Origin of the sequence: Streptomyces sp. APSN-46.1, assembly GCF_022815725.1 — a bacterium.
In the GTDB taxonomy this organism is placed as follows: domain Bacteria; phylum Actinomycetota; class Actinomycetes; order Streptomycetales; family Streptomycetaceae; genus Streptomyces.
This window is the reverse complement of sequence record NZ_JALGRF010000007.1, coordinates 134,274-159,990: the sequence shown is the minus strand read 5'-3', so window position 1 is coordinate 159,990 and position 25,717 is coordinate 134,274. Positions and strand designations below refer to the sequence as shown.

Annotated in this window: 21 protein-coding genes; 12 read left to right on the top strand and 9 right to left on the bottom strand. The window is 71.2% G+C overall.

The window, feature by feature from the left end:
- Window positions 1-39 precede the first annotated feature (39 nt).
- Together chpH and MTF65_RS20385 are read left to right on the top strand one after the other, a co-directional pair.
- On the top strand, window positions 40-273 hold the full coding sequence (gene chpH / locus MTF65_RS20390) for a chaplin ChpH (RefSeq protein WP_243630266.1): 234 nt from the start codon (window positions 40-42) through the stop codon (window positions 271-273).
- A 152-nt stretch (window positions 274-425) separates the two neighbouring features.
- Window positions 426-1,259 (top strand): chaplin, encoded by an 834-nt coding sequence (locus MTF65_RS20385; protein WP_243630265.1) that lies wholly within the window; start codon window positions 426-428, stop codon window positions 1,257-1,259.
- 39 nt (window positions 1,260-1,298) lie between these two features.
- Here the strand turns inward: MTF65_RS20385 and MTF65_RS20380 are convergent, their stop codons facing one another.
- The gene (locus MTF65_RS20380; RefSeq protein WP_243630263.1) at window positions 1,299-1,487 is read right to left on the bottom strand and encodes a DUF5703 family protein; all 189 of its coding nucleotides are present in this window, start codon (window positions 1,485-1,487) and stop codon (window positions 1,299-1,301) included.
- A 47-nt stretch (window positions 1,488-1,534) separates the two neighbouring features.
- Between MTF65_RS20380 and MTF65_RS20375 the strand changes: the two genes are divergently transcribed.
- Window positions 1,535-2,236, top strand: a complete 702-nt coding sequence (locus tag MTF65_RS20375) for a hypothetical protein (RefSeq protein ID WP_243630261.1) — start codon at window positions 1,535-1,537, stop codon at window positions 2,234-2,236.
- 48 nt (window positions 2,237-2,284) lie between these two features.
- Here the strand turns inward: MTF65_RS20375 and MTF65_RS20370 are convergent, their stop codons facing one another.
- Together MTF65_RS20370 and MTF65_RS20365 are read right to left on the bottom strand one after the other, a co-directional pair.
- Complete coding sequence (locus MTF65_RS20370; RefSeq protein WP_374207272.1) at window positions 2,285-4,729, bottom strand: helix-hairpin-helix domain-containing protein; 2,445 nt, start codon at window positions 4,727-4,729, stop codon at window positions 2,285-2,287.
- A gap of 59 nt (window positions 4,730-4,788) precedes the next feature.
- Complete coding sequence (locus tag MTF65_RS20365; RefSeq protein WP_243630258.1) at window positions 4,789-5,781, bottom strand: aldo/keto reductase; 993 nt, start codon at window positions 5,779-5,781, stop codon at window positions 4,789-4,791.
- Between the two features lie 98 nt (window positions 5,782-5,879).
- Between MTF65_RS20365 and MTF65_RS20360 the strand changes: the two genes are divergently transcribed.
- Together MTF65_RS20360 and MTF65_RS20355 are read left to right on the top strand one after the other, a co-directional pair.
- Window positions 5,880-6,929: an LLM class F420-dependent oxidoreductase gene (locus MTF65_RS20360; protein ID WP_243630257.1), complete on the top strand. Its 1,050-nt coding sequence runs from the start codon at window positions 5,880-5,882 to the stop codon at window positions 6,927-6,929.
- A 211-nt stretch (window positions 6,930-7,140) separates the two neighbouring features.
- Window positions 7,141-7,929, top strand: a complete 789-nt coding sequence (locus MTF65_RS20355) for a ferritin-like domain-containing protein (RefSeq protein ID WP_243630255.1) — start codon at window positions 7,141-7,143, stop codon at window positions 7,927-7,929.
- 18 nt (window positions 7,930-7,947) lie between these two features.
- Here the strand turns inward: MTF65_RS20355 and corA are convergent, their stop codons facing one another.
- A complete protein-coding gene (corA, locus tag MTF65_RS20350; protein ID WP_243630254.1) occupies window positions 7,948-8,958 on the bottom strand; it encodes a magnesium/cobalt transporter CorA in 1,011 nt (336 codons plus the stop codon).
- Window positions 8,959-8,993: 35 nt separating this feature from the next.
- On the opposite strand from corA, the gene MTF65_RS20345 reads away from it, so the two are divergent.
- From MTF65_RS20345 to mshC, 4 genes are all read left to right on the top strand, one after another.
- The gene (locus tag MTF65_RS20345; RefSeq protein WP_243630252.1) at window positions 8,994-9,716 is read left to right on the top strand and encodes a histidine phosphatase family protein; all 723 of its coding nucleotides are present in this window, start codon (window positions 8,994-8,996) and stop codon (window positions 9,714-9,716) included.
- A 100-nt stretch (window positions 9,717-9,816) separates the two neighbouring features.
- Window positions 9,817-10,407: a DUF3090 domain-containing protein gene (locus MTF65_RS20340; protein ID WP_243630250.1), complete on the top strand. Its 591-nt coding sequence runs from the start codon at window positions 9,817-9,819 to the stop codon at window positions 10,405-10,407.
- Window positions 10,408-10,412: 5 nt separating this feature from the next.
- The gene (locus MTF65_RS20335) at window positions 10,413-11,207 is read left to right on the top strand and encodes an SCO1664 family protein (RefSeq protein ID WP_243630431.1); all 795 of its coding nucleotides are present in this window, start codon (window positions 10,413-10,415) and stop codon (window positions 11,205-11,207) included.
- 109 nt (window positions 11,208-11,316) lie between these two features.
- Window positions 11,317-12,546, top strand: a complete 1,230-nt coding sequence (gene mshC / locus MTF65_RS20330; protein WP_243630248.1) for a cysteine--1-D-myo-inosityl 2-amino-2-deoxy-alpha-D-glucopyranoside ligase — start codon at window positions 11,317-11,319, stop codon at window positions 12,544-12,546.
- Window positions 12,547-12,746: 200 nt separating this feature from the next.
- Here mshC and MTF65_RS20325 read toward each other — a convergent pair whose 3' ends face one another.
- The 5 genes from MTF65_RS20325 to MTF65_RS20305 form a co-directional block, all read right to left on the bottom strand.
- A complete protein-coding gene (locus MTF65_RS20325) occupies window positions 12,747-13,757 on the bottom strand; it encodes a PAC2 family protein (RefSeq protein WP_243630247.1) in 1,011 nt (336 codons plus the stop codon).
- 126 nt (window positions 13,758-13,883) lie between these two features.
- Window positions 13,884-15,494: a glycerol-3-phosphate dehydrogenase/oxidase gene (locus tag MTF65_RS20320; protein WP_243630245.1), complete on the bottom strand. Its 1,611-nt coding sequence runs from the start codon at window positions 15,492-15,494 to the stop codon at window positions 13,884-13,886.
- Between the two features lie 40 nt (window positions 15,495-15,534).
- Window positions 15,535-17,061, bottom strand: coding sequence for a glycerol kinase GlpK (gene glpK, locus MTF65_RS20315; RefSeq protein ID WP_243630244.1), 1,527 nt, complete (start codon window positions 17,059-17,061; stop codon window positions 15,535-15,537).
- Window positions 17,062-17,106: 45 nt separating this feature from the next.
- Window positions 17,107-17,895 (bottom strand): MIP/aquaporin family protein, encoded by a 789-nt coding sequence (locus tag MTF65_RS20310; RefSeq protein WP_243630242.1) that lies wholly within the window; start codon window positions 17,893-17,895, stop codon window positions 17,107-17,109.
- A 315-nt stretch (window positions 17,896-18,210) separates the two neighbouring features.
- A complete protein-coding gene (locus MTF65_RS20305; protein WP_243630240.1) occupies window positions 18,211-18,978 on the bottom strand; it encodes an IclR family transcriptional regulator in 768 nt (255 codons plus the stop codon).
- Between the two features lie 251 nt (window positions 18,979-19,229).
- On the opposite strand from MTF65_RS20305, the gene metH reads away from it, so the two are divergent.
- The 3 genes from metH to MTF65_RS20290 all read left to right on the top strand — a co-directional run bounded on the left by metH (window position 19,230) and on the right by MTF65_RS20290 (window position 25,667).
- On the top strand, window positions 19,230-22,766 hold the full coding sequence (gene metH / locus MTF65_RS20300; protein ID WP_243630239.1) for a methionine synthase: 3,537 nt from the start codon (window positions 19,230-19,232) through the stop codon (window positions 22,764-22,766).
- Window positions 22,767-22,880: 114 nt separating this feature from the next.
- Entirely contained in the window at window positions 22,881-23,582 is a 702-nt protein-coding gene (locus tag MTF65_RS20295; protein ID WP_243630236.1) for an HAD family phosphatase, read from the top strand.
- Between the two features lie 480 nt (window positions 23,583-24,062).
- Window positions 24,063-25,667, top strand: a complete 1,605-nt coding sequence (locus MTF65_RS20290; RefSeq protein ID WP_243630235.1) for an ABC transporter substrate-binding protein — start codon at window positions 24,063-24,065, stop codon at window positions 25,665-25,667.
- Window positions 25,668-25,717: the final 50 nt, after the last annotated feature.

Below are 25,717 nucleotides of genomic sequence, written 5' to 3'. Positions count from 1 at the left end.
GTCCGCGGCTGGGACCGCACTTGCCTACTAGGAGGAACAATGCTCAAGAAGGTTGTCGCCGCTGCGGCTGCCACCGGTGGTCTGGTTCTCGCGGGTGCGGGCCTGGCTGTCGCCGACGCGGGTGCCCAGGGTGCGGCCATCGGCTCCCCCGGTGTCCTGTCCGGCAACGTCGTCCAGGTTCCGGTTCACGTGCCGGTCAATGTCTGCGGCAACACCGTGAACATCATCGCCCTGCTGAACCCGGCCTTCGGCAACACCTGCGTCAACGCCTGACGCATCTGAAGTTCTGGCCCCGGAGCGCATTCCAGCGTTCCGGGGCCACCGGGCTTTCCGGCCCGGAATCCGATCTTTTCCGGCGTACGCGGCGGGGGCGCAGTTACGGCCACTACGCCGGGCCGAACGAGCACAGCAGGGGACGAGTACAGATGCGACGACAGGTCACCAGGAAGACGCTGATCACGATGGCGGCCGCGGGCGGGGTGCTCGCGCTGGGCGGGGGGCACGCGCACGCGGATTCCGGCGCGGCCGGACATGCCGCGAACTCTCCGGGCCTTCTGTCCGGGAACAACGTACAGGCGCCCGTGGACGCGCCGGTGAACGTCTGTGGCAACACGGTCACAGTGGTGGGACTGCTGAATCCCGCCTTCGGAAACCACTGCTCCAACGGCAGCAAGCCGGGCAAGCCCGGTCACCCCGGAAACCCGGGCACCCCCGGTCATCCCGGAAACCCGGGTACCCCCGGTCATCCCGGAACCCCGGGAACTCCTGGTCACCCCGGAAACCCGGGTACTCCCGGTCACCCCGGCACCCCAGGTCACCCCGGCAACCCGGGCACGCCAGGTCACCCCGGAACCCCGGGTACCCCCGGTCACCCCGGCACCCCGGATCACCCCGGAATCCCGGGTACTCCCGGTCACCCGGGCCACCCCGGAACCCCCGGCAACCCGGGTCACCCCGGTGGCCCGGGCGAGCCGTGCGACGGCGAGGAGCCGGGCAACCCCGGAATCCCCGGCACGCCTGAGAACCCGGATACCCCCGGAAAGCCCAGGACGCCGGGTGCGCCCGAAACCTCCACGAGCCCCGGCCGGGGAACGGTCACGCCGATCACCACGAGCCCCGCCACGGGTACGCACACCGGCTCCACTCCGGGTCTCGCGGCCACGGGCGCCGGTGACGTCCTCAGCGCGGGCGTGCCGATCGCAGGCGCCCTGCTGCTGGGCGGCGCCGTGCTCTACCGGCGGGCACGCGGCGCCGCCTGACCGGTTCGGCCGACGCGGGCACCGGAGACGGTGCCCGCGTCACCAGGTGGCGCGTACCTGGCGGATGATCCGGCGGCGCAGACGCACCCGTCGGCTGCCGTCCCGGTGCAGTGTCAGCCGGTCCAGCTCCCAGTTCCCGTACTCGGCGTGATCGATCAGCAGGCGGGTGGCTTCCTTGCGGGGCACTCCGCGCGGTACGTACACGTCGACAAATTCGTATTCCGGCATCGCATCTATTGTGCAAGCAGAGCCCTGCTACGGATAGCGTCTGCACTATGTCTGATGCTGCTCTGCCCACTGTTGCCGAGGTACGCGCCGCCGCCGAGGCGGTCAAGGCCGCTCTCGACCGTCACCTCGCCGCGGTCGAGAGCAGGGCCGGGGAAGAGGACCCGGCCGTCTACGCGGCGTTCAACGAACTCGCCGCCGCCGCCGAGGAGTACGACGAACTCCTCTACGACCGGTACGACGAGGTCACCCCCTTCGAGATTCCCACCCCCGAGGAACCCGCACCGTACACCGGCCCCACCGAGCCCGCCGCCATCAGCGTGCTCATCCGCCGTGACTACGCCGTCGTGGAACCGCACCGGCTGATCGCGCAGGCCGAGCGCCTCGCCGCACTCGACCGCGAGGCCGCACTCGATGACGAGAGCGGTACCGCCGGCGCGCTGGGCGTCCTCTTCGGGGAGTACGAGCCCGACGAAATCGCCTCTCGTTACAAGGAGTTCGGTCTGGAGGAGGGCGACTCCACGCTGTGGATCGCGACTTCGGAGGAGATCGCCGAACCGGGGGAGTGGCTCAACTCCCCCTTCGGACACACCGATCCGCAGGACGTACTGCACCGCTTCGACGTGAGCTCCGTCTTCGACGAGGAGTCGGAGGACTACGAGGACGACGAGGCCGCGGAGGAGAACGAAGAATCCGAGGAAGCCGCCGAAGACGACGACGAGACGGCTGAGCCGGGACTGGCCCCGGCCTGAGAAAGCCGAAGGAGCGGCCCCCGCCCGGCAGGGCGGGGGCCGCTTCGCTCACTCGGGCTGTTCCGCCGCCGCCACCAGGGCGCTCAGCAGGCCCGTCAGCCGGGTCGTCCGCGGCTTCGGCGGCACCTCCGCGACCGCGTGCGCCAGTGCCTGGTCCACCCCGTGCACCACGGACAGGTGCCGCTCGGCCCGCCCGAACGCCGTGTAGACCCAGTCCCGCGACAGCGCCTGTGCCGCGTCACCCGGCAGTACGACGACCACCGCCGGCCAGCGTGCGCCCACGGCCTGGTGCGCCGTCACGGCCCAGCCGTGCCGGACCCGCGCCTCCACCCGCTCCCTCGGTACGAGGATCCGCGCGCCCGCGCTGTCCAGGTGCAGCCCCTCCGCGTCGGCCGACACCACCCGGGCCGGCACCGCCCGCCCGGGCGAGGGCACGTACACGACGCGGTCGCCGGGGTCGAAGCCGCCGAACCGGCCGGGGCCGGGGTTCAGCCGCTCCTTGAGGGCGGCGTTCAGCGCCCGGGTCCCCGCGGAGCCGCCATGGCCCGGGGTGATCACCTGGACGCTGTCCGCCGGGATCCCGAAGGCGCGCGGCACCGACTCGGCGACCAGCTGCACGGCGCGGTGGACGGCCTCCCCGGCGTCGCGCACCGGGACGATGACGACCTCCTTGCCGGGGGCGTCTACCTGGTTCAGCTCCCCGATCCCGATCCCCGAGACCAGCTCGCCGAGCGGACCGGGGTCCGGGACTCGGGAGACCACCTGGGGGCAGGCACGGGCGGCCAGGACATCGGCGAACACCCGGCCCGGACCGGCGGACCCGAGCACTCCCGGATCCCCGGACAGCACCAGCCGGGCCCCGTCGGGGACGGACTCCACCAGCGCGGCCGCGGTCTCCACGTCGAGCTGCGGGGCGTCGAGGACCACGAGCAGGTCCAGCGCGAACCGGCCGTCGGCATCCCGGCCCGGGCCTTCGGTGCCGGCGATTAGCCCCGGCACCGTGACGGCCCCGTTCGACGGGGTGTGCGCGGCGAAGCAGACTCGCAGCCCGAACTCCCGGGCGGCCGCCGCCAGGGCCAGCGGCTCGGCGCGGGCGGCCTCACCGCCGGTGTGGGTGACCAGGCCGTGGCCGGCGACGGCCCGGATCAGCTCGGCGCCCGGCCCGGTGGCGGCCTCGTCCCAGTCCGCCGGGTCGTCGAAGGTGTTGGCCAGCCGGGTCAGGCCGTCGGCCAGGCTCTCCTCGGCCAGGGCGTACCCCTCCAGGCCCACGAGCACGCGTACGGGCTGCTCGGCCTCCTCGTCCGCGACCTCGGCCGGCGGACCTAGCGGTTCGTTGAACACCAGCACCGTCCCGTCGCCGATGGCCTGTTCCAGGGCCGCGGCTGGGTCCGGTACGCCGTACTGGGCGAGGGCGGACTCCAGGATGGGCGCCTCCAGCGCGGTGTGCCCCTTGAGCGCGGCCTGCTCCAGCAGCCAGCTCACCAGGGCGGCCGTGCGGCGCTCGTCCGCCGGGTCGGCCTCCGGGCCCAGCAGGGCGCGCGCGAAGCCGTCCGCCTGGGCGGGGCGCACCCCGGCGACGGCCAGCAGCCGCCAGGGGTCCTCGGCCAGTTGCCCGGCGGCCCCCTCGCCCAGGGCGGTGGCGGCCGCCTCGGCCAGCCCCTCGGGTGCCCCGCCCCGTGCGAGCACGGCCCGCAGGGCGGCCACGGCGTCGGCGGACGGCGCGGCGGGCGCCGCGGGGGCGGGGACCGGGGCCGCGGGACGAGGCGCCGGGGGAGGGGCGACCGCCTTGCGCGGGGCGGTCGGCGCGTCGTCGAAGTACACGGCGGGGGGCTTCTCCCCGCTCTCCACGGCCCGTACGGCGGCCAGCAGATCGGCGGCCTTCCCGCTCAGTTTCGCGCCGGCCTCGACGGGTGCCTGTCGCTCGGCCTTGCGCCGCTCGATCCGCTCCCGCTCCACCTTCTGCGCGGCCAACTCGGCCTGCGCCTCGCTAAGCCCCGGCCGAGCCTCGTCCCCGCCTGCGGCCCCGTCCCCGACTTCGCCCGCGGCGGCCGGTTGCGCCTCCGCGTCGGCCTCCGCGTCGGCCTCCGCGGTGCCCGCAGTGCTTTCCCCCACCCCGCCCCTTCCCGAAACCGGTGGCTCCGCCCCCGGCCCCCCCTCGCCTGCGGCGGGTCCGTCCTGGGGCTCGGCCCCCGGCCCCCCCTCGCCTGCGGCGGGTTCGTCCTGCGGCTCCGCCCCCGGGCCCCCCTCGCCTGCGGCGGGTTCGTCCTGGGGCTCGGCCCCCGGGCCCCCCTCGCTTGCGGCGGGTTCGTTCTGGGGCTCGGCCCCCGGGCCGTCGTCCCCGGCTTCGCCGGGCGCGGGGTCTGCGGCGGCCTGCGGCGCGGCCGTGCCGGGCTCGGCGGTGGCGTCAGAGGGCGCCGGCGTGGCCGTGCCGGGCTCGGGGGTGGGGCCAGAGGGCTCCGGCGTCTCGCGGGTGGGTGTGGCTTCCGGGGCGATGGTCTTCTCCGGTTCCTCCGCGGCAGCGGCAGCGGCGGCGGCGGCCTCGGGGTCCGTACTCACAGCGTGCTCCAGTCCTGATCGGGATAGCGGTGCAGCGGCGCCGAAACGTCGTCCAGCGCCTGGCAGATCTCCTCCGGAAGACTAAGGGCCTCCACCGACAGAGCCGCCCCGAGCTGCGCCGCCGTCCGCGCGCCGACGATCGGCGCGACCACCCCCGGCCGGTCGCGGACCCACGCGAGCGCGACCTGGAGCGGGGTCACCGCCAGGCCCTGCGCCGCCGTGACCACCGCGTCCACGATCCGGCTCGGCGCCTCGTCCAGGTACGGGTCCACGAACGCGGCCAGCGTCTCCGACGCGGCCCGGGAGTCCACCGGGGTGCCGTCCCGGTACTTGCCCGTCAGGACACCCCGGCCCAACGGCGAGGAGGGCAGCAGGCCGACGCCCAGGTCCAGCGCCGCAGGCAGCACCTCCCGTTCCACGCCCCGCTGCAGGAGGGAGTACTCCATCTGTGTCGAGGCCAGGCGGGTCCGCGCCCCGGGCGCCGCGAGCTGCCAGGTCGCCGCCTTCGCCAGCTGCCAGCCGCTGAAGTTCGACACCCCCGCGTACCGGGCCCGGCCGCTCGCGACCGCCAGGTCCAGCACCTGGAGGGTCTCCTCCAGCGGGGTCGCCGGATCGAAGCCGTGCACGTGCCACAGGTCCACGTAATCGGTGCCCAGGCGGGCCAGCGAATCGTCCAGCGCCGCGAGGAGATGGCCGCGCGAGCCGTCGAAGCGCCGGTCCGGGTCGCGCACGGAGCCCGACTTCGTCGCGATCACCAGGTCCCGGCGCGGCACCACCCCGCCCAGCAGCTGCCCGAGGAGGTACTCCGCCTCCCCGCCCCCGTACACGTCGGCGGTGTCGACGAGCGTGCCGCCCGCCTCCCAGAAGGTCTTCAACTGCTCGGCGGCGCCCGACTCGTCCGGTCCGCCCGCGGAACGGCCCCAGGTCAGGGTACCGAGGCCGATCCGGGACACGCGCAGGCCGGTGCGGCCGAGATGCCTCTGCTCCATGAGCGCTGAGACTACTGGGGCGCTGACGGATCGGACCTTGGCGCGCTACAGTCCCGGCAACGAACGTTACTGATCGGTAAACCGTAAGGGGACGACACATGCGGCTCGGCATCAATCTCGGCTACTGGGGCGCTGGCATGGACGCCGACAACCTCGCCGTCGCCCAGGAGGCCGACCGCCTCGGCTACGACGTCTGCTGGGCCGCCGAGGCCTACGGGTCCGATGCCGCCACCGTCCTGGCCTGGGTCGCCGCCCAGACCGAGCGCATCGACGTCGGCTCCGCGATCTTCCAGATCCCGGCCCGCCAGCCCGCGATGACGGCCATGACCGCCGCCACCCTCGACTCCCTCACCAAGGGCCGCTTCCGCCTCGGCCTCGGCGTCTCCGGACCGCAGGTCTCCGAGGGCTGGTACGGCGTCAAGTTCGACAAGCCGCTCGCGCGGACCCGGGAGTACGTGGAGATCGTCCGCAAGGCCATGAGCCGCGAGCGCCTCTCGTACGAGGGCCAGCACTGGACCCTCCCGCTGCCGGGCGGCCCCGGCAAGCCGCTCAAGCTCACCGTGCACCCCGAGCGCGAGCACATCCCCCTCTACATCGCCGCCATCGGGCCGAAGAACCTGGAACAGACGGGCGAGATCGCCGACGGCGCGCTGCTGATCTTCCCGTCCGCCGCGCACCTGGAGGAGACCGCGCTGCGCCACATCCGCGCGGGCCGCGACAAGGCCGGGCTGACCATGGACGGCTTTGACGTCTGCCCGACCGTCCCGCTGGCCGTCGGCGACGACGTGACCGCGCTGGCGGACATGTTCCGTCCGTACACCGCCCTGTACGTGGGCGGCATGGGCAGCCCCAAGCAGAACTTCTACAACCAGCTCGCCCAGCGCATGGGCTACGAGAAGGAGGCCGCCGAGATCCAAGCCAAGTACCTGGGCGGCGACAAGACGGGCGCGGCGCAGGCCGTTCCGCACTCCCTCATCGACTCGACCACCCTGCTCGGCCCGGTCGAGCGGATCGCCGACGGGATGCGGGCCTACGCCGAGGCCGGGGTCACCACCCTGACACTGGCCCCGGCCGGATTCACCCTCGACGAGCGGCTCACCGCCCTGCGGGCCGGCACCGAGGCCATGGAACGCGCGGGCCTCGCCTGACAGTCGGCCCGGCGCATCCGCCGGTGTGAAGAAGGAGCCTGCGGCCGTGGTGGGGGCTCGGGGGGTCCTCCCCGCCACGGCCGTCACAGCCAACAACGCGTGGGGAGCCCGCCGGGTTACGCCCGCCGCGCCACCCTTTCGACTCGTTCATTCGGCCGAGTAGTGCGATGTATCGGTTGCCCGCCCGGGAAATCCGCATTTGACTCGATTTATGCTCTCTGCCCGCAGCCTCTTCCAGGAGATCGTCGACAACGACGACTCCTTCCAGCTGTTCTGCTCCATCGCCGCCAGCGGGGAGGCCCAGGGCGGCTGGGAAAACGGCCGGATCGCGGCCCTGGTTCCCGCAGGCATGCGCCATCTCGCCCCCAAGATCACCCGACACGGCGCAGACGAGGACAAGCACGGCCGGATCTTCAACGCCCTGCTCCGCAAACGCGGGCTGCCGCCCGTCCCCGTACCTCTCGAGACCGACTACACGATGCTGCTGGAGCGGCACGGAATCGGCCTCGCGCACGACAAGCTGCGCCGCGAGGAGCCGCTGACGGAGGAGGACATCCTCGTCTACCTCTCGCACAGCCGGGTCACCGAACAGCGCGCCGCCGACCAGATGGAGATGCTGGTCAAGAACTTCGGGGACCACCCCGAGGTCGGCAAGGCCATCCACATGATCAGCGACGACGAGGACAACCACCTCGCCTACTGCCACGAGGAACTGCTGAGGCTCGCCCACGAGGGACACGGCCGGACCATCCAGCGGGTGCTGCGCGAGAGCGCGCTGGCCGAGATCGCCATCTACCGGGACGTGAGCCTCGCCGTCATGGGCCACATGGGGCGGCTGCTGAAGTGGCCCGCGCCCAAGGCGGCCGTGCTCGCCGCCGGTATCCGCGGGATGTACGCGTACGAGCGGTTCAGCGGCTGGCACCGGATGGTGGGCCTGCGCATGCCGGAGCGGCGCGACGCCCTGGGGGGCGCACCGACCAGCGCGGCCGGGCTCGCGTAACCGCCCCCCGCACGCCCCCTACAGCCAGCCGCGGCTCTTGAACAGCCGGTGCAGGCCCAGGCACACGCCCGCCATCAGCACGACGACGCCCGGATAGCCCCACTCGTTCCTGAGCTCCGGCATGTGGTCGAAGTTCATCCCGTAGATCCCCGCGACCATCGTCGGGACGGCCGCCATGGCCGCCCAGGCCGAGATCTTGCGCATGTCGTCGTTCTGCCGGACGCCCATCTGCGCCAGATGCGCGGCCAGCGCGTCCGACAACAGCCGGTCCAGGCCCTCGATGTACTCGTTCGCCTTGGTCAGGTGGTCGGCGACATCGCGGAAGAAGGGCTGGGCGTGCTCGTGCACGAACGGCACGCTCCCGAAGGCGAGCCGGTCCATCGGCTGGAGCAGCGGGCTCGTCGAGCGCCGGAACTCCAGCACCTGCCGCTTGAAGGCGTAGATCCGGGCGGCCGTGTTCTTGGTGTCCGTGGCGTTCGGCGCGAAGACCTCCGCCTCCAGCTCCTCCAGGTCCACCTGGAGTTCGCCCGCTACGTCGATGTAGTGGTCCACCACAGCGTCGGACACCGCGTACAGCACCGCCGTGGGGCCGTGCCGCAGGACGTCCGGCTCGTGCTCCAGCCGCTGCCGGACGGCGGTCAGCGCGGCCCCCTCCCCGTGCCGGACCGTGACCACGAACGAGTCACCTATGAACACCATCAGCTCGCCGGCGGTCACCGTGTCGCGGTCGTCGTCGTACGTCACCGGCTTGAGGACGACGAAGAGCGAGTCGTCGTAGACCTCCAGCTTCGGACGCTGGTGCGCGGTCAGCGCGTCCTCCACGGCCAGCGGATGCAGTCCGAACTCCTGGCTGACGTGCTCGAACTCCTTCTCCGTCGGCTCGTGCATGCCGATCCACAGGAAGGCGTCCCCCGTGGCCCGCGCCTCGTCGAGGGCGTCCGAGAAGTCCCCGGGAGCGTTGGAGCGACGGCCGTCCCGGTACATCGCGCAGTCCACAATCACGCGCGCATTCTCCCCCGCCCGACCCATCTCCGCATACCGGTGCCACCGCTTAGGGTGGGCCCATGGCCACGCTGATCCTCGTACGACACGGGCGGTCCACCGCCAACACCGCAGGGCTGCTCGCCGGATGGACCCCGGGAGTGGCCCTCGACGAGCGCGGCGCCGAACAGGCGGCGGCGCTCCCGGGCAGGCTCGCCGGGGTGCCGATCGCGGCAGCCGTCACCAGCCCGCTGCAACGCTGCGGCGAGACGCTCGCGCCCCTGCTGGCCGCCCGCCCGGACCTGGCACTGCACACCGACGAGCGCATCGGCGAATGCCACTACGGCGACTGGTCGGGCCGCAAACTCTCCGAACTCTCCGACGAACCCCTCATGAAGATCGTCCAGCAGCACCCCTCGGCCGCGGCCTTCCCCGGCGGCGAGTCCATGCGCGCCATGCAGGCCCGCGCCGTGGACGCCGTACGGGAGTGGAACACGCGGATCGAGGAGGAGCACGGCGGCGACGCCCACTTCCTCATGTGCTCGCACGGGGACATCATCAAGTCCCTTGTCGCGGACGCCCTGGGCATGCACCTGGACCTGTTCCAGCGGATCCACGTCGATCCCTGCTCGGTGACCATGATCCGCTACACCCCGAGCCGGCCGTTCCTGCTCCGGCTCGGCGACACCGGGGACTTCGCCGGCTTCGTACCCCGCGACGAGCCGCCCGCCGCGGGGCCGGCCGCGGACAAAGCCGCGGAAGACGGCGGGATCGCGGTCGTGGGGGGCGGTGCGGGCGCGGTGTGATCGAACGGCGCGTTAGGGTGGACGGGCCAACACAACCGCGCAGCTGCCCTCGCCTCCCCCAGACTTCGTCCGGGGGGACCCCCAGATTTGGAGACTGGACGTGCCCCGTCAGGTGTTCCTCTACGACCCGCCGGAACGCTTCGTGGCCGGCACGGTCGGTCTGCCGGGGCGCCGTACGTTCTTCCTGCAGGCCTCCGCAGGCTCCCGGGTCACCAGCGTCTCCCTGGAGAAGACGCAGGTCGCCGCGCTGGCCGAGCGGATGGACGAGCTCCTCGACGAGGTCGTACGGCGCACCGGCGGCAACGCCCCGGTGCCCGCCGTCGCCTCCACCGAGGCCGCCGACACCGCCCCGCTCGACGTGCCGGTCGAGGAGGAGTTCCGCGTCGGCACCATGGCCCTCGCCTGGGACGGCGAGGAACAGCGGATGATCGTCGAGGCCCAGGCGCTGGTGGAACTCGAAGCCGAATCCGACGAGGACCTCGCCGAGGCCGAGGAGCGGCTCCTCCAGGACGAGGAGAACGGCCCGCCGATGCTGCGGGTCCGCCTCTCCGGCGCCCAGGCCCGCGCCTTCGCCAAGCGGGCCCTGGACGTGGTCAACGCCGGCCGGCCACCGTGCCCGCTGTGCAGCCTGCCGCTGGACCCCGAGGGGCACGTGTGTCCGCGCCAGAACGGGTACCGGCGCCAGGCGTGACCACCGTGACTCCGATCGAGGAGCTGCTCACCCGCGGTGAGCTCACCGTACGCGGCCGCATCCGCGAGGCGTCCAACGCGGTACTGCTGTGCGGCGTCACGTACGAGGGCGTCAGCGCCGACTGCGTGTACAAGCCGGTCAAGGGCGAGCGGCCGCTCTGGGACTTCCCCGACGGCAACCTCGCCCGGCGCGAGCGCGCCGCCTACCTGGTCTCCGAAGCCACCGGATGGGGCCTGGTGCCCGCCACCGTGCTGCGCGACGGGCCCTACGGCGAGGGCATGGTCCAGCACTGGATAGAGGCGGGCGAGTCACCCGAGGCGGCACTCCTCGCGCTCGTCGACGGCGAGGAGGCGGGGGAGGGCTGGAAGCCGGTCGCCCTCGCCGAGGTCGGGGAGGGCCGCACCGCCCTGCTCGTCCACGCCGACGACCCGCGGCTGCGCCGCCTCGCCGTCCTCGACGTGGTGATCAACAACGGTGACCGCAAGGGCGGCCACCTGCTGCCCACGCCCGACGGGCACCTCTACGGCATCGACCACGGAGTGACCTTCCACACCGAGGACAAGCTGCGCACCCTGCTGTGGGGGTGGGCGGGGGAGCCGCTGACCGACGAGGCGCGCTCCGTGCTGGCCTCGCTGGACGCCCAGCTGGCCGATTCGGAGCCCCTCGCCACCCGGCTGGCCGAACTGATCACCCCCGTGGAGCTGGCCGCCGTACGGGACCGGGTGGCCCAGCTGCTGCGCACCGGGGTGCATCCGCAACCCTCGGGGCAGTGGCCGGCGATCCCCTGGCCGCCGGTCTGAACCGGCGGACGGAGCACGCATAGAACCGGCCGGAGCGCAAGAGAGCCGATCAAGCCAACAGTGCAGGTCCGGTTCGTTTTCGGAACACCCGTCCGGTTAGGCTCGACGCATGCATGCCTGGCCCGCTTCTGAGGTCCCCGCCCTGCCTGGCAAGGGCCGCGACCTCCAGATCCACGACACCGCGACCCAACGGACGATCACCCTCGCCCCCGGTCCCGTCGCCCGTATCTACGTCTGCGGTATCACCCCGTACGACGCGACCCACATCGGTCACGCGGCGACCTACAACGCGTTCGACCTCGTACAGCGCGTGTGGCTCGACACCAAGCGGCAGGTCCACTACGTCCAGAACGTTACGGACGTGGACGATCCGCTGCTGGAGCGGGCGCTGCGCGACGGCCACGACTGGACCGAGCTCGCGGAACGCGAGACGGCCCTCTTCCGCGAGGACATGACCGCCCTGCGGATGCTGCCGCCGCAGCACTACATCGGCGCCGTCGAAGCCATACCGGGCATCGTGCCGCTGGTGGAGCGGCTGCGGGACGCGGGCGCGGCGTACGAACTGGACGGCGACGTCTACTTCTCCGTGGAGAGCGACCCGCACTTCGGCCAGGTCTCGAACCTGGACGCGGAGGCGATGCGGCTGCTCTCGGCGGAGCGGGGCGGCGACCCCGACCGGCCGGGCAAGAAGAACCCGCTGGACCCGATGCTGTGGATGGCCGCCCGTCCGGGCGAGCCGAGCTGGGACGGCGCCTCGCTGGGCCGCGGCCGGCCGGGCTGGCACATCGAGTGCGTGGCGATCGCCCTCGACCACCTCGGCATGGGCTTCGACATCCAGGGCGGTGGCTCCGACCTGGCGTTCCCGCACCACGAGATGGGCGCCTCGCACGCGCAGGCCCTGACGGGCGAGTTCCCGATGGCCAAGGCGTACGTACACGCGGGCATGGTCGCGCTGCACGGCGAGAAGATGTCCAAGTCCAAGGGGAACCTGGTCTTCGTCTCGGCCCTGCGGCGGGCCGGCGTGGACCCGGCGGCGATCCGCCTGGCACTGCTGTCCCACCACTACCGGGCCGACTGGGAGTGGACGGACTCGGTGCTGGCGGACGCGGTGGCCCGGCTGGAGCGGTGGCGGGCGGCGGTCTCGCGGCCCGACGGCCTGTCGGCGGACGCGCTCGTCGAGGAGGTCCGCGAGGCCCTCTCCCGAGACCTCGACGCGCCTGCGGCGCTGGCCGCCGTGGATCGCTGGGTGGACGCGCAGAATGCCTCGGACGGCGACGACGAGTCGGCCCCCGGCCTGGTCTCCCGGACGGTGGACGCCCTCCTGGGCGTGGCCCTGTAACCTGCGGCGCCGTTGCCGGGGGCTCCGCCCCCGGACCCCCGCGCCTCAAACGCCGGCGGGGCTGAAAGATCGCCTCAAACGCCGGCGAGGCTAAAAATAGCCTCGCCGGCGTTTGAGGCGCGGGGTGTGGGGCGGAGCCCCACAAGGCCGGGCGCAGCCCGGGACGCTTGCGCGGCGGCGCCGCACCCGGCCGGACCCGGCTACGCCTCCGGCGTCTCCGGCGGAGTCTCGTCCTCGTCCGGCGGGGTCGCGGCCGGCGGCTCGGGTTCCTCCCCGGAGGGGTCCGGCTTGCGCTTCGGAGGGCGCGTCAGACCACTGGAGGTGTCCCGCAGGTACGACCCGTCACCCGGCTCACCGCCCGCGGCAGCGGAAGGGTCCCGCCGCCTCAAGTACCGCTCGAACTCCCGCGCGATCGCGTCGCCCGACGCCTCCGGCAGGTCCGCCGTGTCCCGCGCCTCCTCCAGCGTCTGGACGTACTCCGCCACCTCGCTGTCCTCGGCGGCCAGTTGGTCCACGCCCAGCTGCCACGCCCGCGCGTCCTCCGGGAGTTCACCCAGCGGGATCCGGATGTCGATCAGATCCTCCAGCCGGTTCAGCAACGCCAGGGTCGCCTTCGGGTTCGGCGGCTGCGACACGTAGTGCGGCACCGCCGCCCACAGCGACACCGCCGGAACACCCGCGTGCGTACAGGCCTCCTGGAGCACCCCCACGATCCCCGTCGGCCCCTCGTACCGGGTCTCCTCCAGGTCCATCGTCCGCGCCAGATCGGCGTCCGAGGTCACCCCGCTCACCGGGACCGGCCGCGTGTGCGGGGTGTCCCCGAGCAGCGCGCCGAGGATGACCACCATCTCCACGCCCAGTTCGTGCGCGAAGCCGAGGATCTCGTTGCAGAACGACCGCCACCGCATGGACGGTTCGATCCCCCGCACCAGCACCAGGTCGCGCGGCTTGGCGCCGCGGATCCGCACCACCGACAACCGCGTCGTCGGCCAGGTGATCTTCCGTACCCCGTTGTCCAGCCACACCGTCGGCCGGTTGACCTGGAAGTCGTAGTAGTCCTCGGCGTCCAGAGCCGCGAAGACCTCGCCCTTCCACTCCCGGTCCAGGTGCGCGACCGCACCGGAGGCCGCGTCACCCGCGTCGTTCCAGCCCTCGAACGCGGCCACCATGACCGGGTCGATCAGCTCGGGCACGCCCTCAAGCTCGATCACCCAGGTCTCCTTCCGAAGTTCCTTGCGTACATGGGTCAGCCTAAGCCTTGATACGGCGCCTTCCACAGCCCACGACAGAGGGGCGGTTCCCCATGGAACCGCCCCTCTTCCCCACCCGCGTCAGAGCTATGCCTTGCCGCGGCTCAGCATCTCCTCGACCCGGCCGCGCACCTCGTCGCTGTCCAGACCGCGGATCGTCACCGTCGTACGGCGGCGCAGCACGTCGTCGACCGTCTCGGCCCACTCGTTGTCCCGGGCGTAGGCGACCTGCGCCCAGATCTCCGGCCCGTCCGGGTGGATCCGCTCGGCCAGCGCCGCGTCCTCGTTCGCCAGGCGCGCGATGTCGAAGGCCAGCGAGCCGTAGTGGGAGGCCAGGTGGCGCGCGGTCAGCGGGTCCATCCGCGTACCCGGCTCCCGGTCCACCAGCAGGCGGTGCGCGACCGCGTTCGGGTTGGCGACACCGGGCAGCGGGATTCGGCGTACCAGCGACTTCGCCGGCTCCATGTCCTCGGTCAGCGGGCTGCCCGGGAGCTTGGCCAGCTTGTCCATGACCACGCGGCCGATGTGGCGGTACGTCGTCCACTTGCCGCCGGCCACCGACAGCATGCCGCCCGCGCCCTCGGAGACGACCGTCTCGCGCTTGGCCTTCTCGACGCCGCCGGGGCCGCCGGGCAGCACCCGCAGGCCCGCGAAGGCGTACGTCATCAGCGAGCGGTCCAGGTCGGCGTCCTTCACCGAGAAGGCCGCCTCGTCCAGGATCTGCTGGATGTCGGACTCGGTGGCGCGCACGTCCGCCGGGTCGCCTTCGTACACCTCGTCGGTGGTGCCGAGCAGCAGCTGGTCCTCCCACGGGAGCGCGAACGTGATGCGGTACTTGTCGATCGGGGTGGCCATGGCGGCCTTCCACGGCGACTTGCGCTTCATCACGATGTGCGCGCCCTTGGAGAGGCGGATCGACGGCATCGAGTGCTTGTCTTCCATGCGCCGCAGGTGGTCCACCCACGGGCCGGTGGCGTTGAGCACGACGCGCGCGTCGACGCCGAACTCGGTGCCGTCCAGGCGGTCCTTGAGCTCGGCACCGGTGACCCGGCCCCGCGTCATGCGCAGACCGGTGACCTCGGCGTGGTTGAGGACGACCGCGCCCGACTCGACGGCCGCGCGGACCGTCATGACGGCGACGCGCGAGTCGTTCATCTGGTGGTCGTAGTAGACCGCGACGGCCTTCAAGTTGTCCGTCTTCAGGCCCGGGTTGTCGGCCACGGCACGGGCCGGCGATATGACCTTGCCGATGCCGTCGCCGAACCCCGACAGCGCCGAGTACGCGAACACGCCCGCGCCCAGCTTCGCGGCGCCGACCGGCCCGCCCTTGTAGACGGGCAGGTAGAAGGTGAGCGGGTTGACCAGGTGCGGGGCCACGTCCTTGGCCAGCACCCGGCGCTCGTGGTGGTTCTCGGCGACCAGCTTGACCGCGCCGGTCTGCAGGTAGCGCAGGCCGCCGTGGACGAGCTTGGAGGAGGCCGAGGAGGTGGCGCCGGCGAAGTCGCCGGCGTCCACCATGGCGACCCGCAGACCCGACTGCGCGGCGTGCCAGGCCACCGAGGTGCCCAGGATTCCACCGCCGATGACCAGCAGGTCGTACGTGGCCTTCGCCAGCTGCTCACGGGTCTCGGCGCGGCTCGCGTTGGAACCGGCGGTCGGGTGCGTCCCCAGTGTGGGAACGCTCTGCAGGCTGCTCATATCTCTCTTAGCTCCTCGTCGATTGACTCAGCTGGTGCGGTCAGCTGGCGTCTTCGTCGTCGACCCAGCCCATGGAACGCTCCACGGCCTTGAGCCAGCTCTTGTACTCGCGGTCCCGCTGCTCGGCGGGCATCCGCGGGGTCCACTCCGCCGCGCGGCGCCAGTTGGCGCGCAGGGCGTCGGTGTCGGGCCAGAAACCGACGGCCAGGCCGGCGGCGTAGGCGGCGCCGAGGCAGGTGGTCTCGGCGACCATCGGACGGACCACGGGGGCGTCCAGGAAGTCCGAGAGCGTCTGCATCAGCAGGTTGTTGGAGGTCATGCCGCCGTCGACCTTGAGGGCGGCGAGCTCGACGCCCGAGTCCTTGGTCATGGCGTCGGTGATCTCGCGGGTCTGCCAGGCGGTGGCCTCCAGGACGGCACGGGCGATGTGCGCCTTGGTGACGTACCGGGTGAGGCCGGCGATCACACCGCGGGCGTCGGAGCGCCAGTACGGGGCGAACAGACCGGAGAAGGCCGGCACGAAGTAGGCGCCGCCGTTGTCCTCGACCGAGGAGGCCAGGGTCTCGATCTCGGCCGCGGACTTGATCAGGCCCATCTGGTCGCGCATCCACTGGACGAGCGAGCCGGTGACGGCGATGGAGCCCTCCAGCGCGTAGACCGGCTTCTGGTCGCCGATCTGGTAGCCGACCGTGGTCAGCAGGCCGCTGTAGGAGTTGATGATCTTGTCGCCGGTGTTCATCAGCATGAACGTTCCGGTGCCGTACGTGGACTTCGCCTCGCCCTCGGCGAAACAGGTCTGGCCGAACAGGGCGGCCTGCTGGTCGCCGAGCGCCGAGGCGACCGGGACACCGGCGAGGACGCCTTCCTTGACGTGGCCGTAGACCTCGGCGGAGGACTTGATCTCCGGGAGGACGTTGAGCGGGACGCCCATGGACTCGGCGATCTTCTCGTCCCAGGCCAGGGTGTGCAGGTTCATCAGCATGGTGCGCGAGGCGTTGGTCACGTCGGTGACGTGGTGACCGCCCTCGGCGCCGCCGGTGAGGTTCCAGATGACCCAGGAGTCCATGGTGCCGAAGAGGATGTCGCCGGCCTCGGCGCGCTCGCGCAGGCCCTCGACGTTGTCGAGCAGCCAGCGGACCTTCGGGCCCGCGAAGTAGCTCGCCAGCGGCAGGCCGGTCTCGCGGCGGAAGCGGTCCTGGCCGACGTTGCGGCCGAGCTCCTTGCACAGGGCGTCGGTGCGGGTGTCCTGCCAGACCAGCGCGTTGTGCACCGGCTCGCCGGTGTTCTTGTCCCACAGGACGGTGGTCTCGCGCTGGTTGGTGATGCCGACCGCCTTGACGTCGGCGGAAGTGATCTCAGCCTTGGCGATGGCCCCGGCGACGACCTCCTGGACGTTGGTCCAGATCTCGGCGGCGTCGTGCTCGACCCAGCCCGGCTTCGGGAAGATCTGCGCGTGCTCCTTCTGGTCGACGGCGACGATGCGGCCGTCGCGGTCGAAGACGATGCAGCGGGAGGAGGTGGTGCCCTGGTCGATCGCGGCGATGAACGGGCCGGTGCTGCTGGTCATGGTGGCTGCTCCTGGGTAGTCCGGTGGGCGAACGGCTGAGACGTCTTAGACGAACGCGAGGTTGTAGATACCCGCGGCGAGGGCTCCGCCGATCAGCGGGCCGACGACGGGGATCCAGGCGTATCCCCAGTCGGAGCCGCCCTTGTTCGGCAGCGGCAGCAGTGCGTGGACGATGCGCGGACCCAGGTCGCGCGCCGGGTTGATGGCGTAACCGGTCGGGCCGCCGAGCGAGAGGCCGATGCTGACGACGGTCAGGGCGACGATGAGACCGCCGAGGGTGCCGAGGCCCTTGCCGGAGTCGTTGAGGCCGAAGGCGAGTACCGCGAGCACGAGCACCACGGTGCCGATGATCTCGGTGGCGAGGTTCTGCCACACGTTCCGGATCTCGGGGCCGGTGGAGAAGACGCCGAGCACCGGGCCGGCGTTCGGCTCCGTCTTCTGGTCGACCAGGCCCGCGTGCTCGGACTTGGCGGCGACGATCTCCGGATCGGTGAGGTGGGCCTGGAACTGGCCGTAGTACGCCACCCAGGCCAGCGTGGCACCGATCATGGCGCCGAGCAGCTGGCCGGCGAAGTAGACCGGAACGTTGCTCCAGTCGCCGTCCTTGATCGCGATACCGACCGTGACGGCGGGGTTGAGGTGGGCGCCGGACAGGGTGCCGGTCATGTAGACGGCGGTCATGACCGCGAAGCCCCACCCGAAGGTGATCGCCAGCCAGCCGGCGTTCTGCGCCTTCGAGCGCTTGAGTACGACGGCGGCGACCACGCCGGCGCCGAGCAGGATGAGGACGGCGGTACCAATGGTCTCGCCGATGAAGATGTCGGAGCTGGACACCCGCGACTCCTTACGTCATACGTCCAGGGGTGGGCGGAAACCGGGTCCCTCCGGTGGTTCCGCGCACTCGGTGAGTGCTGCACCAGTCCTTGGCCTCGCCACACCCTAGCGCGTATTGCCGTTAGGTGTTCGGCAATGCCGACCGGTGAACGGCAGTTTTCCGCCCGGGTGAAGAACGCGTCAAGAGTCGGCCAGGTCAAATGCCGGATCGTTACCACTAGGTACGATCGCCCAAAACCGGCCATTCAATGGTCAGGAAATGGCGAAATACACCCAATGGCGCACGCTCGTGCCATGGGTGCGGTCAAAGCAAGGTCAGAACCGGCCCGCGCCAAGGTCGCGCGAAACCGCCCTGGCGCAGTCGCGCACCGAGGCCACCAGGGCCGCCCGGGGCTCACCGGACTCCCCGCAGACCCGCTCCACGGCCCCCGCCACGGCCACCGCGCCGACGGGCATCCGGCGCCGGTCCAGGATGGGCGCCGCCACCGAGGCGATGCCGTCCCACGTCTCCTCGACGTCGGCCGCCCAGCCGCGGGCCCGGGCCAGGTCCAGCACTTCCTCGAAGCCCGCCGCGTCCGTGACCGTCCGGGGCGTGAACGCCTCGCGCTCCACCTCCATGGCCTCCGTGTGCGCCACCGGGTCGTACGCCGACAGCACCTTGCCCAGGGCCGTGGAGTGCAGCGGCTGCATGGCCCCCACCTCCAGCACCTGGCGGCTGTCGTCGGGCCGGAACACGTGGTGCATGATCAGCACCCCGCTCTTGTGGAGCACCCCCACGTACACGCTCTCGCCGCTCGCCCGGGCCAGGTCGTCCGTCCACACCAGGGCGCGGGCGCGCAGCTCGTGGACGTCCAGATAGCTGTTGCCCAGGCGCAGCAGCTCCGCGCCGAGCTGGTAGCGGCCGGAGGCGGGGTCCTGCTCCACGAAGCCCTCGGCCTGAAGGGTGCGCAGGATCCCGTGCGCGGTGCCCTTGGCGAGGCCCAGGGCGCCCGCCACATCCGAGAGTCCCAGCCGGCGCTCGCCGCCCGCCAGGAGCCGCAGCATCGCAGCGGCTCGTTCGAGCGACTGGATGTTCCGTGCCATCGCGCAGCCTCCTGCTGACGTAGTTCGACAATGCTGAACAGTATCGGTCGATGCCGACCTCGCGCACGATGTGGCAGGTCTCCGGACGACTGGTTTCGGACACCCCGTTCAGGCCCCACGCCCAGAATGCCGTCCGCCACGTGGGACACCTCCACCGGGGTTCGCGCCGCGCGGTTACCCTGACCGCGTGCACCCTTGACTACAGATGGGGGTGTAAAGCCGACAGCCGTCGCATTCCAGGGAGCTCAGCCATGGCCTCGTTGCCGAACCTGCCCACCGACCCGCAGAACCGGGCCGATGCCCTCCGCGAGGCGCTCGCGACCCGTGTGGTCGTCGCCGACGGAGCCATGGGAACGATGCTCCAAGCGCAGGACCCCACCCTCGAAGACTTCCAGAACCTCGAAGGCTGCAACGAGGTCCTCAACGTCACCCGCCCCGACATCGTGCGCTCCGTCCACGAGGAGTACTTCTCGGTCGGCGTGGACTGTGTCGAGACCAACACGTTCGGCGCGAACTTCGCCGCGCTCGCCGAGTACGACATCGCCGAGCGGAACTTCGAGCTGTCCGAATCCGGCGCCCGCATCGCCCGCGAGGTCGCCGACGAGTTCACCGCCTCCACCGGACAGCAGCGCTGGGTACTCGGCTCCATGGGCCCCGGCACGAAGCTGCCCACCCTCGGCCACATCGACTACGCGACCATCCGCGACGCCTACCAGGTCAACGCCGAGGGCCTGATCTCCGGCGGCGCGGACGCGCTGCTCGTCGAGACCACGCAGGACCTCCTCCAGACCAAGTCCTCCATCATCGGCGCCCGGCGCGCCATGGAGGCCCTCGGCATCTCCGTGCCGCTGATCTGCTCCGTCACCGTCGAGACCACCGGCACGATGCTGCTGGGCTCCGAGATCGGCGCGGCCCTCACCTCGCTGGAGCCGCTGGGCATCGACATGATCGGCCTGAACTGCGCCACCGGCCCCGCCGAGATGAGCGAGCACCTGCGCTACCTCGCGCGCAACTCCCGCATCCCGCTCTCCTGCATGCCGAACGCCGGCCTCCCCGTCCTCGGCAAGAACGGCGCGCACTACCCGCTGTCCGCGACCGAGCTCGCCGACGCCCAGGAGACCTTCGTCCGCGAGTACGGTCTGTCCCTGGTCGGCGGCTGCTGCGGTACCACCCCCGAGCACCTGCGCCAGGTCGTCGAGCGGGTGCGCGCACAGGCACCGGCCGCGCGCGAGCCGCGCCCGGAGCCCGGCGCCTCCTCCCTCTACCAGACCGTCCCGTTTCGCCAGGACACCTCGTACATGGCCATCGGCGAGCGCACCAACGCCAACGGCTCGAAGAAGTTCCGTGAGGCCATGCTGGAGGCCCGCTGGGACGACTGCGTGGAGATGGCGCGCGACCAGATCCGCGAGGGCGCGCACATGCTCGACCTCTGCGTGGACTACGTGGGCCGCGACGGCGTCGCCGACATGGAGGAACTGGCCGGCCGCTTCGCCACCGCGTCGACGCTGCCGATCGTGCTGGACTCCACCGAGGTTCCCGTCATCCGGGCCGGTCTGGAGAAGCTCGGCGGCCGCGCCGTCATCAACTCGGTGAACTACGAGGACGGCGACGGTCCGGAATCCCGCTTCGCGAAGGTCACCCGACTGGCCCAGGAGCACGGCGCGGCGCTGATCGCCCTCACGATCGACGAGGAGGGCCAGGCCCGCACCGTCGAACACAAGGTCGCCATCGCCGAACGCCTCATCGACGATCTGACGGGCAACTGGGGGATCCACGAGTCGGACATCCTCATCGACACCCTCACCTTCACGATCTGCACCGGCCAGGAGGAGTCCCGCAAGGACGGCATCGCCACGATCGAGGCGATCCGCGAGCTCAAGCGGCGCCACCCCGACGTCCAGACGACGCTGGGCCTGTCGAACATCTCCTTCGGCCTCAACCCGGCCGCGCGCGTGCTGCTGAACTCGGTCTTCCTCGACGAGTGCGTCAAGGCGGGCCTGGACTCGGCCATCGTGCACGCCTCGAAGATCCTGCCGATCGCCCGCTTCGACGAGGAACAGGTCAACACCGCCCTCGACCTGATCTACGACCGGCGCGAGGGCGACTACGACCCCCTCCAGAAGCTGATGGCCCTCTTCGAGGGCGTCAACACCAAGTCCCTCAAGGCGGGCAGGGCCGAGGAACTCCTCGCGCTGCCCCTGGACGAGCGCCTCCAGCGCCGCATCATCGACGGCGAGAAGAACGGCCTGGAGACCGACCTCGACGAGGCCCTCCAGACCCGCCCCGCCCTCGACATCGTCAACGACACCCTCCTGGAGGGCATGAAGGTCGTCGGCGAGCTGTTCGGCTCCGGCCAGATGCAGCTCCCCTTCGTCCTCCAGTCCGCCGAGGTCATGAAGACGGCCGTCGCCTACCTCGAACCCCACATGGAGAAGACCGACGACGAGGGTAAGGGCACGATCGTCCTGGCCACCGTCCGCGGCGACGTCCACGACATCGGCAAGAACCTCGTCGACATCATCCTGACGAACAACGGCTACAACGTCGTCAACATCGGCATCAAGCAGCCCGTCTCCGCGATCCTCGAAGCGGCCCAGGAACACAAGGCCGACGTCATCGGCATGTCCGGCCTGCTGGTCAAGTCCACCGTGATCATGAAGGAGAACCTGGAGGAGCTCAACCAGCGCAAGCTGGCCGCCGACTACCCGGTGATCCTCGGCGGCGCCGCCCTCACCCGCGCCTACGTGGAACAGGACCTCCACGAGATCTACGAGGGCGAAGTCCGCTACGCCCGCGACGCGTTCGAGGGCCTGCGCCTGATGGACGCCCTCATCGCCGTCAAGCGCGGCGTCCCCGGCGCCAAGCTCCCCGAGCTCAAGCAGCGCCGCGTCGCCAGGAAGCCGGCCACATCAGCGGCCGGCGCCGCGGACCCGCTCCTCCAGGCCGATGAGCCGCAGGAGCCGGGCGGCCGCTCCGACGTCTCCGTCGACAACCCCGTCCCCACCCCGCCGTTCTGGGGCACCCGCGTCATCAAGGGCATCCCCCTCAAGGACTACGCCTCCTGGCTCGACGAGGGCGCCCTCTTCAAGGGCCAGTGGGGCCTCAAGCAGGCCCGCGCGGGCGGGGCGACGTACGAGGAGCTCGTCGAGAGCGAGGGCCGGCCGCGGCTGCGCGGCCTGCTCGACAAGCTGCACACCGAGAACCTGCTGGAGGCGGCCGTCGTGTACGGCTACTTCCCCTGCGTGTCCAAGGGCGAGGACCTGATCATCCTCGACGACTCCGGGACCGAGCGGACCCGCTTCACCTTCCCGCGCCAGCGCCGCGGTCGCCGCCTGTGCCTCGCGGACTTCTTCCGCCCGGAGGAGTCCGGCGAGACCGACGTCGTCGGCCTCCAGGTCGTCACCGTCGGCTCGAAGATCGGCGAGGCCACGGCCAAACTGTTCGAGTCCGACTCCTACCGCGAGTACCTGGAGCTGCACGGCCTCTCCGTCCAGCTCGCCGAGGCCATGGCCGAGTACTGGCACGCCCGGGTCCGCGCCGAGCTCGGATTCGGCGGCGAGGACCCCGCCAAGGTCGAGGACATGTTCGACCTCAAGTACCGCGGTGCCCGCTTCTCCCTCGGTTACGGCGCCTGCCCCGACCTGGAGGACCGCGCCAAGATCGCCGACCTCCTCCAGCCGGAGCGGATCGGCGTCCACCTGTCGGAGGAGTTCCAGCTCCACCCCGAGCAGTCCACCGACGCGATCGTCATCCACCACCCCGAAGCGAAGTATTTCAACGCACGCTGACGCGAACCGACGTACACTAGTCGGTCCCACACAGGCCGGTCGCCTGCTCCCCGGGGGATGCCCCATGGGGAAGAGGCGGCCGGCCTTCTCGTCCCCTGAGAGAGGTTGTGCCGGATGACCAGCACCGTTTCCGCCCCCGTTGTCCGTACGGCCGACGGACACGCCCTGCAGGCGGTGCTGCTCGACATGGACGGCACCCTCGTCGACACCGAGGGCTTCTGGTGGGAGATCGAGGTGGACATCTTCGGCGAACTCGGCCACCGCCTCGACGACTCCTGGCGGGACATCGTCGTCGGCGGCCCCATGACCCGCAGCGCCGCCTTCCTCATCCAGTCCACCGGCGCCGCCATCACCCTCTCGGAGCTCAGCGTCCTGCTCAACGAGCGCTTCGAGGCGCGCATCGCCGACCAGGTGCCGCTCATGCCCGGCGCCGAGCGGCTGCTGACCGAGCTGGCCCGGCACAACGTGCCCACCGCCCTCGTCTCCGCCTCCCACCGCCGCGTCATCGACCGCGTGCTGCGCTCCCTCGGCCCCGAGCGGTTCGCCCTGAGCGTCGCCGGCGACGAGGTGTCCCGCACCAAGCCCCACCCCGACCCCTACCTCCTCGCCGCCCGCACCCTCGGCGCCCACCCCTCGCGCTGCGCCGTCATCGAGGACACCGCCACCGGGGTCGCCTCCGCCGAGGCCGCCGGCTGCCGGGTCGTGGCCGTCCCCTCGGTCGGCATGATCGCGCCCGCGCCGGGCCGCACGATCGTCAGCTCGCTGGAGGACGTGGACCTGACGTTCCTGCGCTCCCTCATCACTCCGCTGAACTAATCGCGCACGCTGCGTACCGAACGAAACGTGCGTAAGAATGCGGCACAGTGGAAGAATCTTCCGCGCAACACCCCGGAGGCTGAAATTCCACCCCTTCCGGGGCAGTTGCCGCAAGTGACCTTGGTCACGCGTCAAGCCCCCGACGGACCTGTCAGGCCCTGTCGGGGGCTTCCCTTGTGTCCGGATTGATCAGCTCCTGACCCCATCTGCGGCGACCCCCGCATGAACAGGCAGTCCGCACCCATCACCGTGCGATTACGCCCCAACTCGGGCCAGTTCCAGCCATCCCGCCCCAGGCCACTAGGGTCGATCCCGGGCACTGCGCCGCACCTCTGCCGTCCCGGCACACACCCCTGTGCCGAGACCGCGTGGACCGATCGTCACACCACCGGCCCGATCGTTCCGCCCTGAACGGGCGACCGCCGCGAAGTGCCCTTCACACCGCTTTGAGCAAGTGCCGGTATAGGGAGTACTTCCAGCATGAACCGCAAGACCATGGTGCTGACGGCCGCGGCCGGACTGCTCACCCCCACGCTGGCCGCCTGCGGCACCGCGACCGGCGGAGGAGCGGGCTCCGGAGCGATCGTCGTCGGGACCACCGACCGGTTCGAGGCCGCCGACTACGCCCCCGCCCCGTTCGACCCGGCCTACGCCTACGACGCCGGAGCCTGGAACGTACTGCGCCAGACCGTCCAGACGCTGATGCACACCCCGCGCGGCGGCGGCCAGCCCGTCCCCGAAGCGGCCTCCGACTGCCGCTTCACCGACACCGGCAACGAGAGCTACCGCTGCACCCTGCGCCCCGGACTGAAATTCGCCGGCGGAGAGCCCCTCACCGCCAAGGACGTCAAGTTCTCCATCGACCGCGTCCTCGCGATCAAGGACGAGAACGGCCCCTCCTCGCTGCTCTCCACCCTCGACACCGTCGAAGTCAAGAGCGCCGACACCGTCGTCTTCCACCTCAAGACCCCCGACGCGACCTTCCCGTACAAACTCTCCACCCCCGCCGCGGGCATCGTCAGCGAGAAGAACTACGACGCCAAGAAGCTCCGCGAAGGCTTCACCGTAGACGGCTCCGGCCCCTACACCATGAAGGCCGAAGTCAAGGAAAACCGGCTCGTCCGCGCCGTCTTCAGCAAGAACCCGAACTACAAGGGCGACATCAAGCCTCAGAACGACAAAGTCGAACTGCGCACCTTCACCGACTCCGCGGCCATGGGCAAGGCACTCACCGCCGGATCCGTCCACATGGTCTCCCGCACCCTGTCGCCCGCCCAGATCACCGAGCTCTCCGCCAAGCCCCCCAAGGGCGTCAAGCTGGTCCCCCTGCCCGGCCTGGAGATCCGCTACCTCGGCTTCAACACCGAAGCACCCGTCGTCAAGGACAAGGCCGTACGCCAGGCACTCGCCGCCGCCGTCGACCGCAACGCCCTCATCGCCAAGGTCTACGGCAAGTCCGCGCAGCCGCTGTACTCGCTGGTCCCCACCACCGTGAACGGCCACGTCAACTCCTTCTTCAACAAGTACGGCGAGGCCAACACCGCCAAAGCCGCCACCCTGCTGAAGGACGCCGGCATCAAGACCCCGGTCAAACTCACCCTGACCTACACCGCCGACCACTACGGCGACGGCACGGCCGCCGAATTCGAAGCCCTCAAAACCCAGCTGAACTCCACTCAGCTCTTCGACATCACCGTCCAGGGCAAGGAATGGGCCGACTTCCGGCCCGCCCAGAAGAAGGGCGACTACGCCGCCTACGGGCTCGGCTGGTTCCCCGACTACCCGGACGCCGACAACTTCCTCGCCCCGTTCCTGGAGCAGGACAACTTCCTGGGCACGCCGTACGCCAACACCGCGGTGCGCACCAAACTCATCCCCGAATCCCGGCGCGCCGTCGACCGCAACGTCGCCGCACCCGCGATCGCGGAGATGCAGGACATCGTCGCCGAGGACGTACCCGTCCTGCCCCTGTGGCAGGGCAAGCAGTACGTCGCCGCGCGCGACGGGATCACCGGAGTGGAGTGGTCGGTCAACGCCATCTCCGACCTCCAACTGTGGGAACTCGGCCGCGGTGTCAGCGGCTGAGACCGGCAACAACCGGCAGCGGATGTCGCGGGCCGGCGCAACGAAACAGC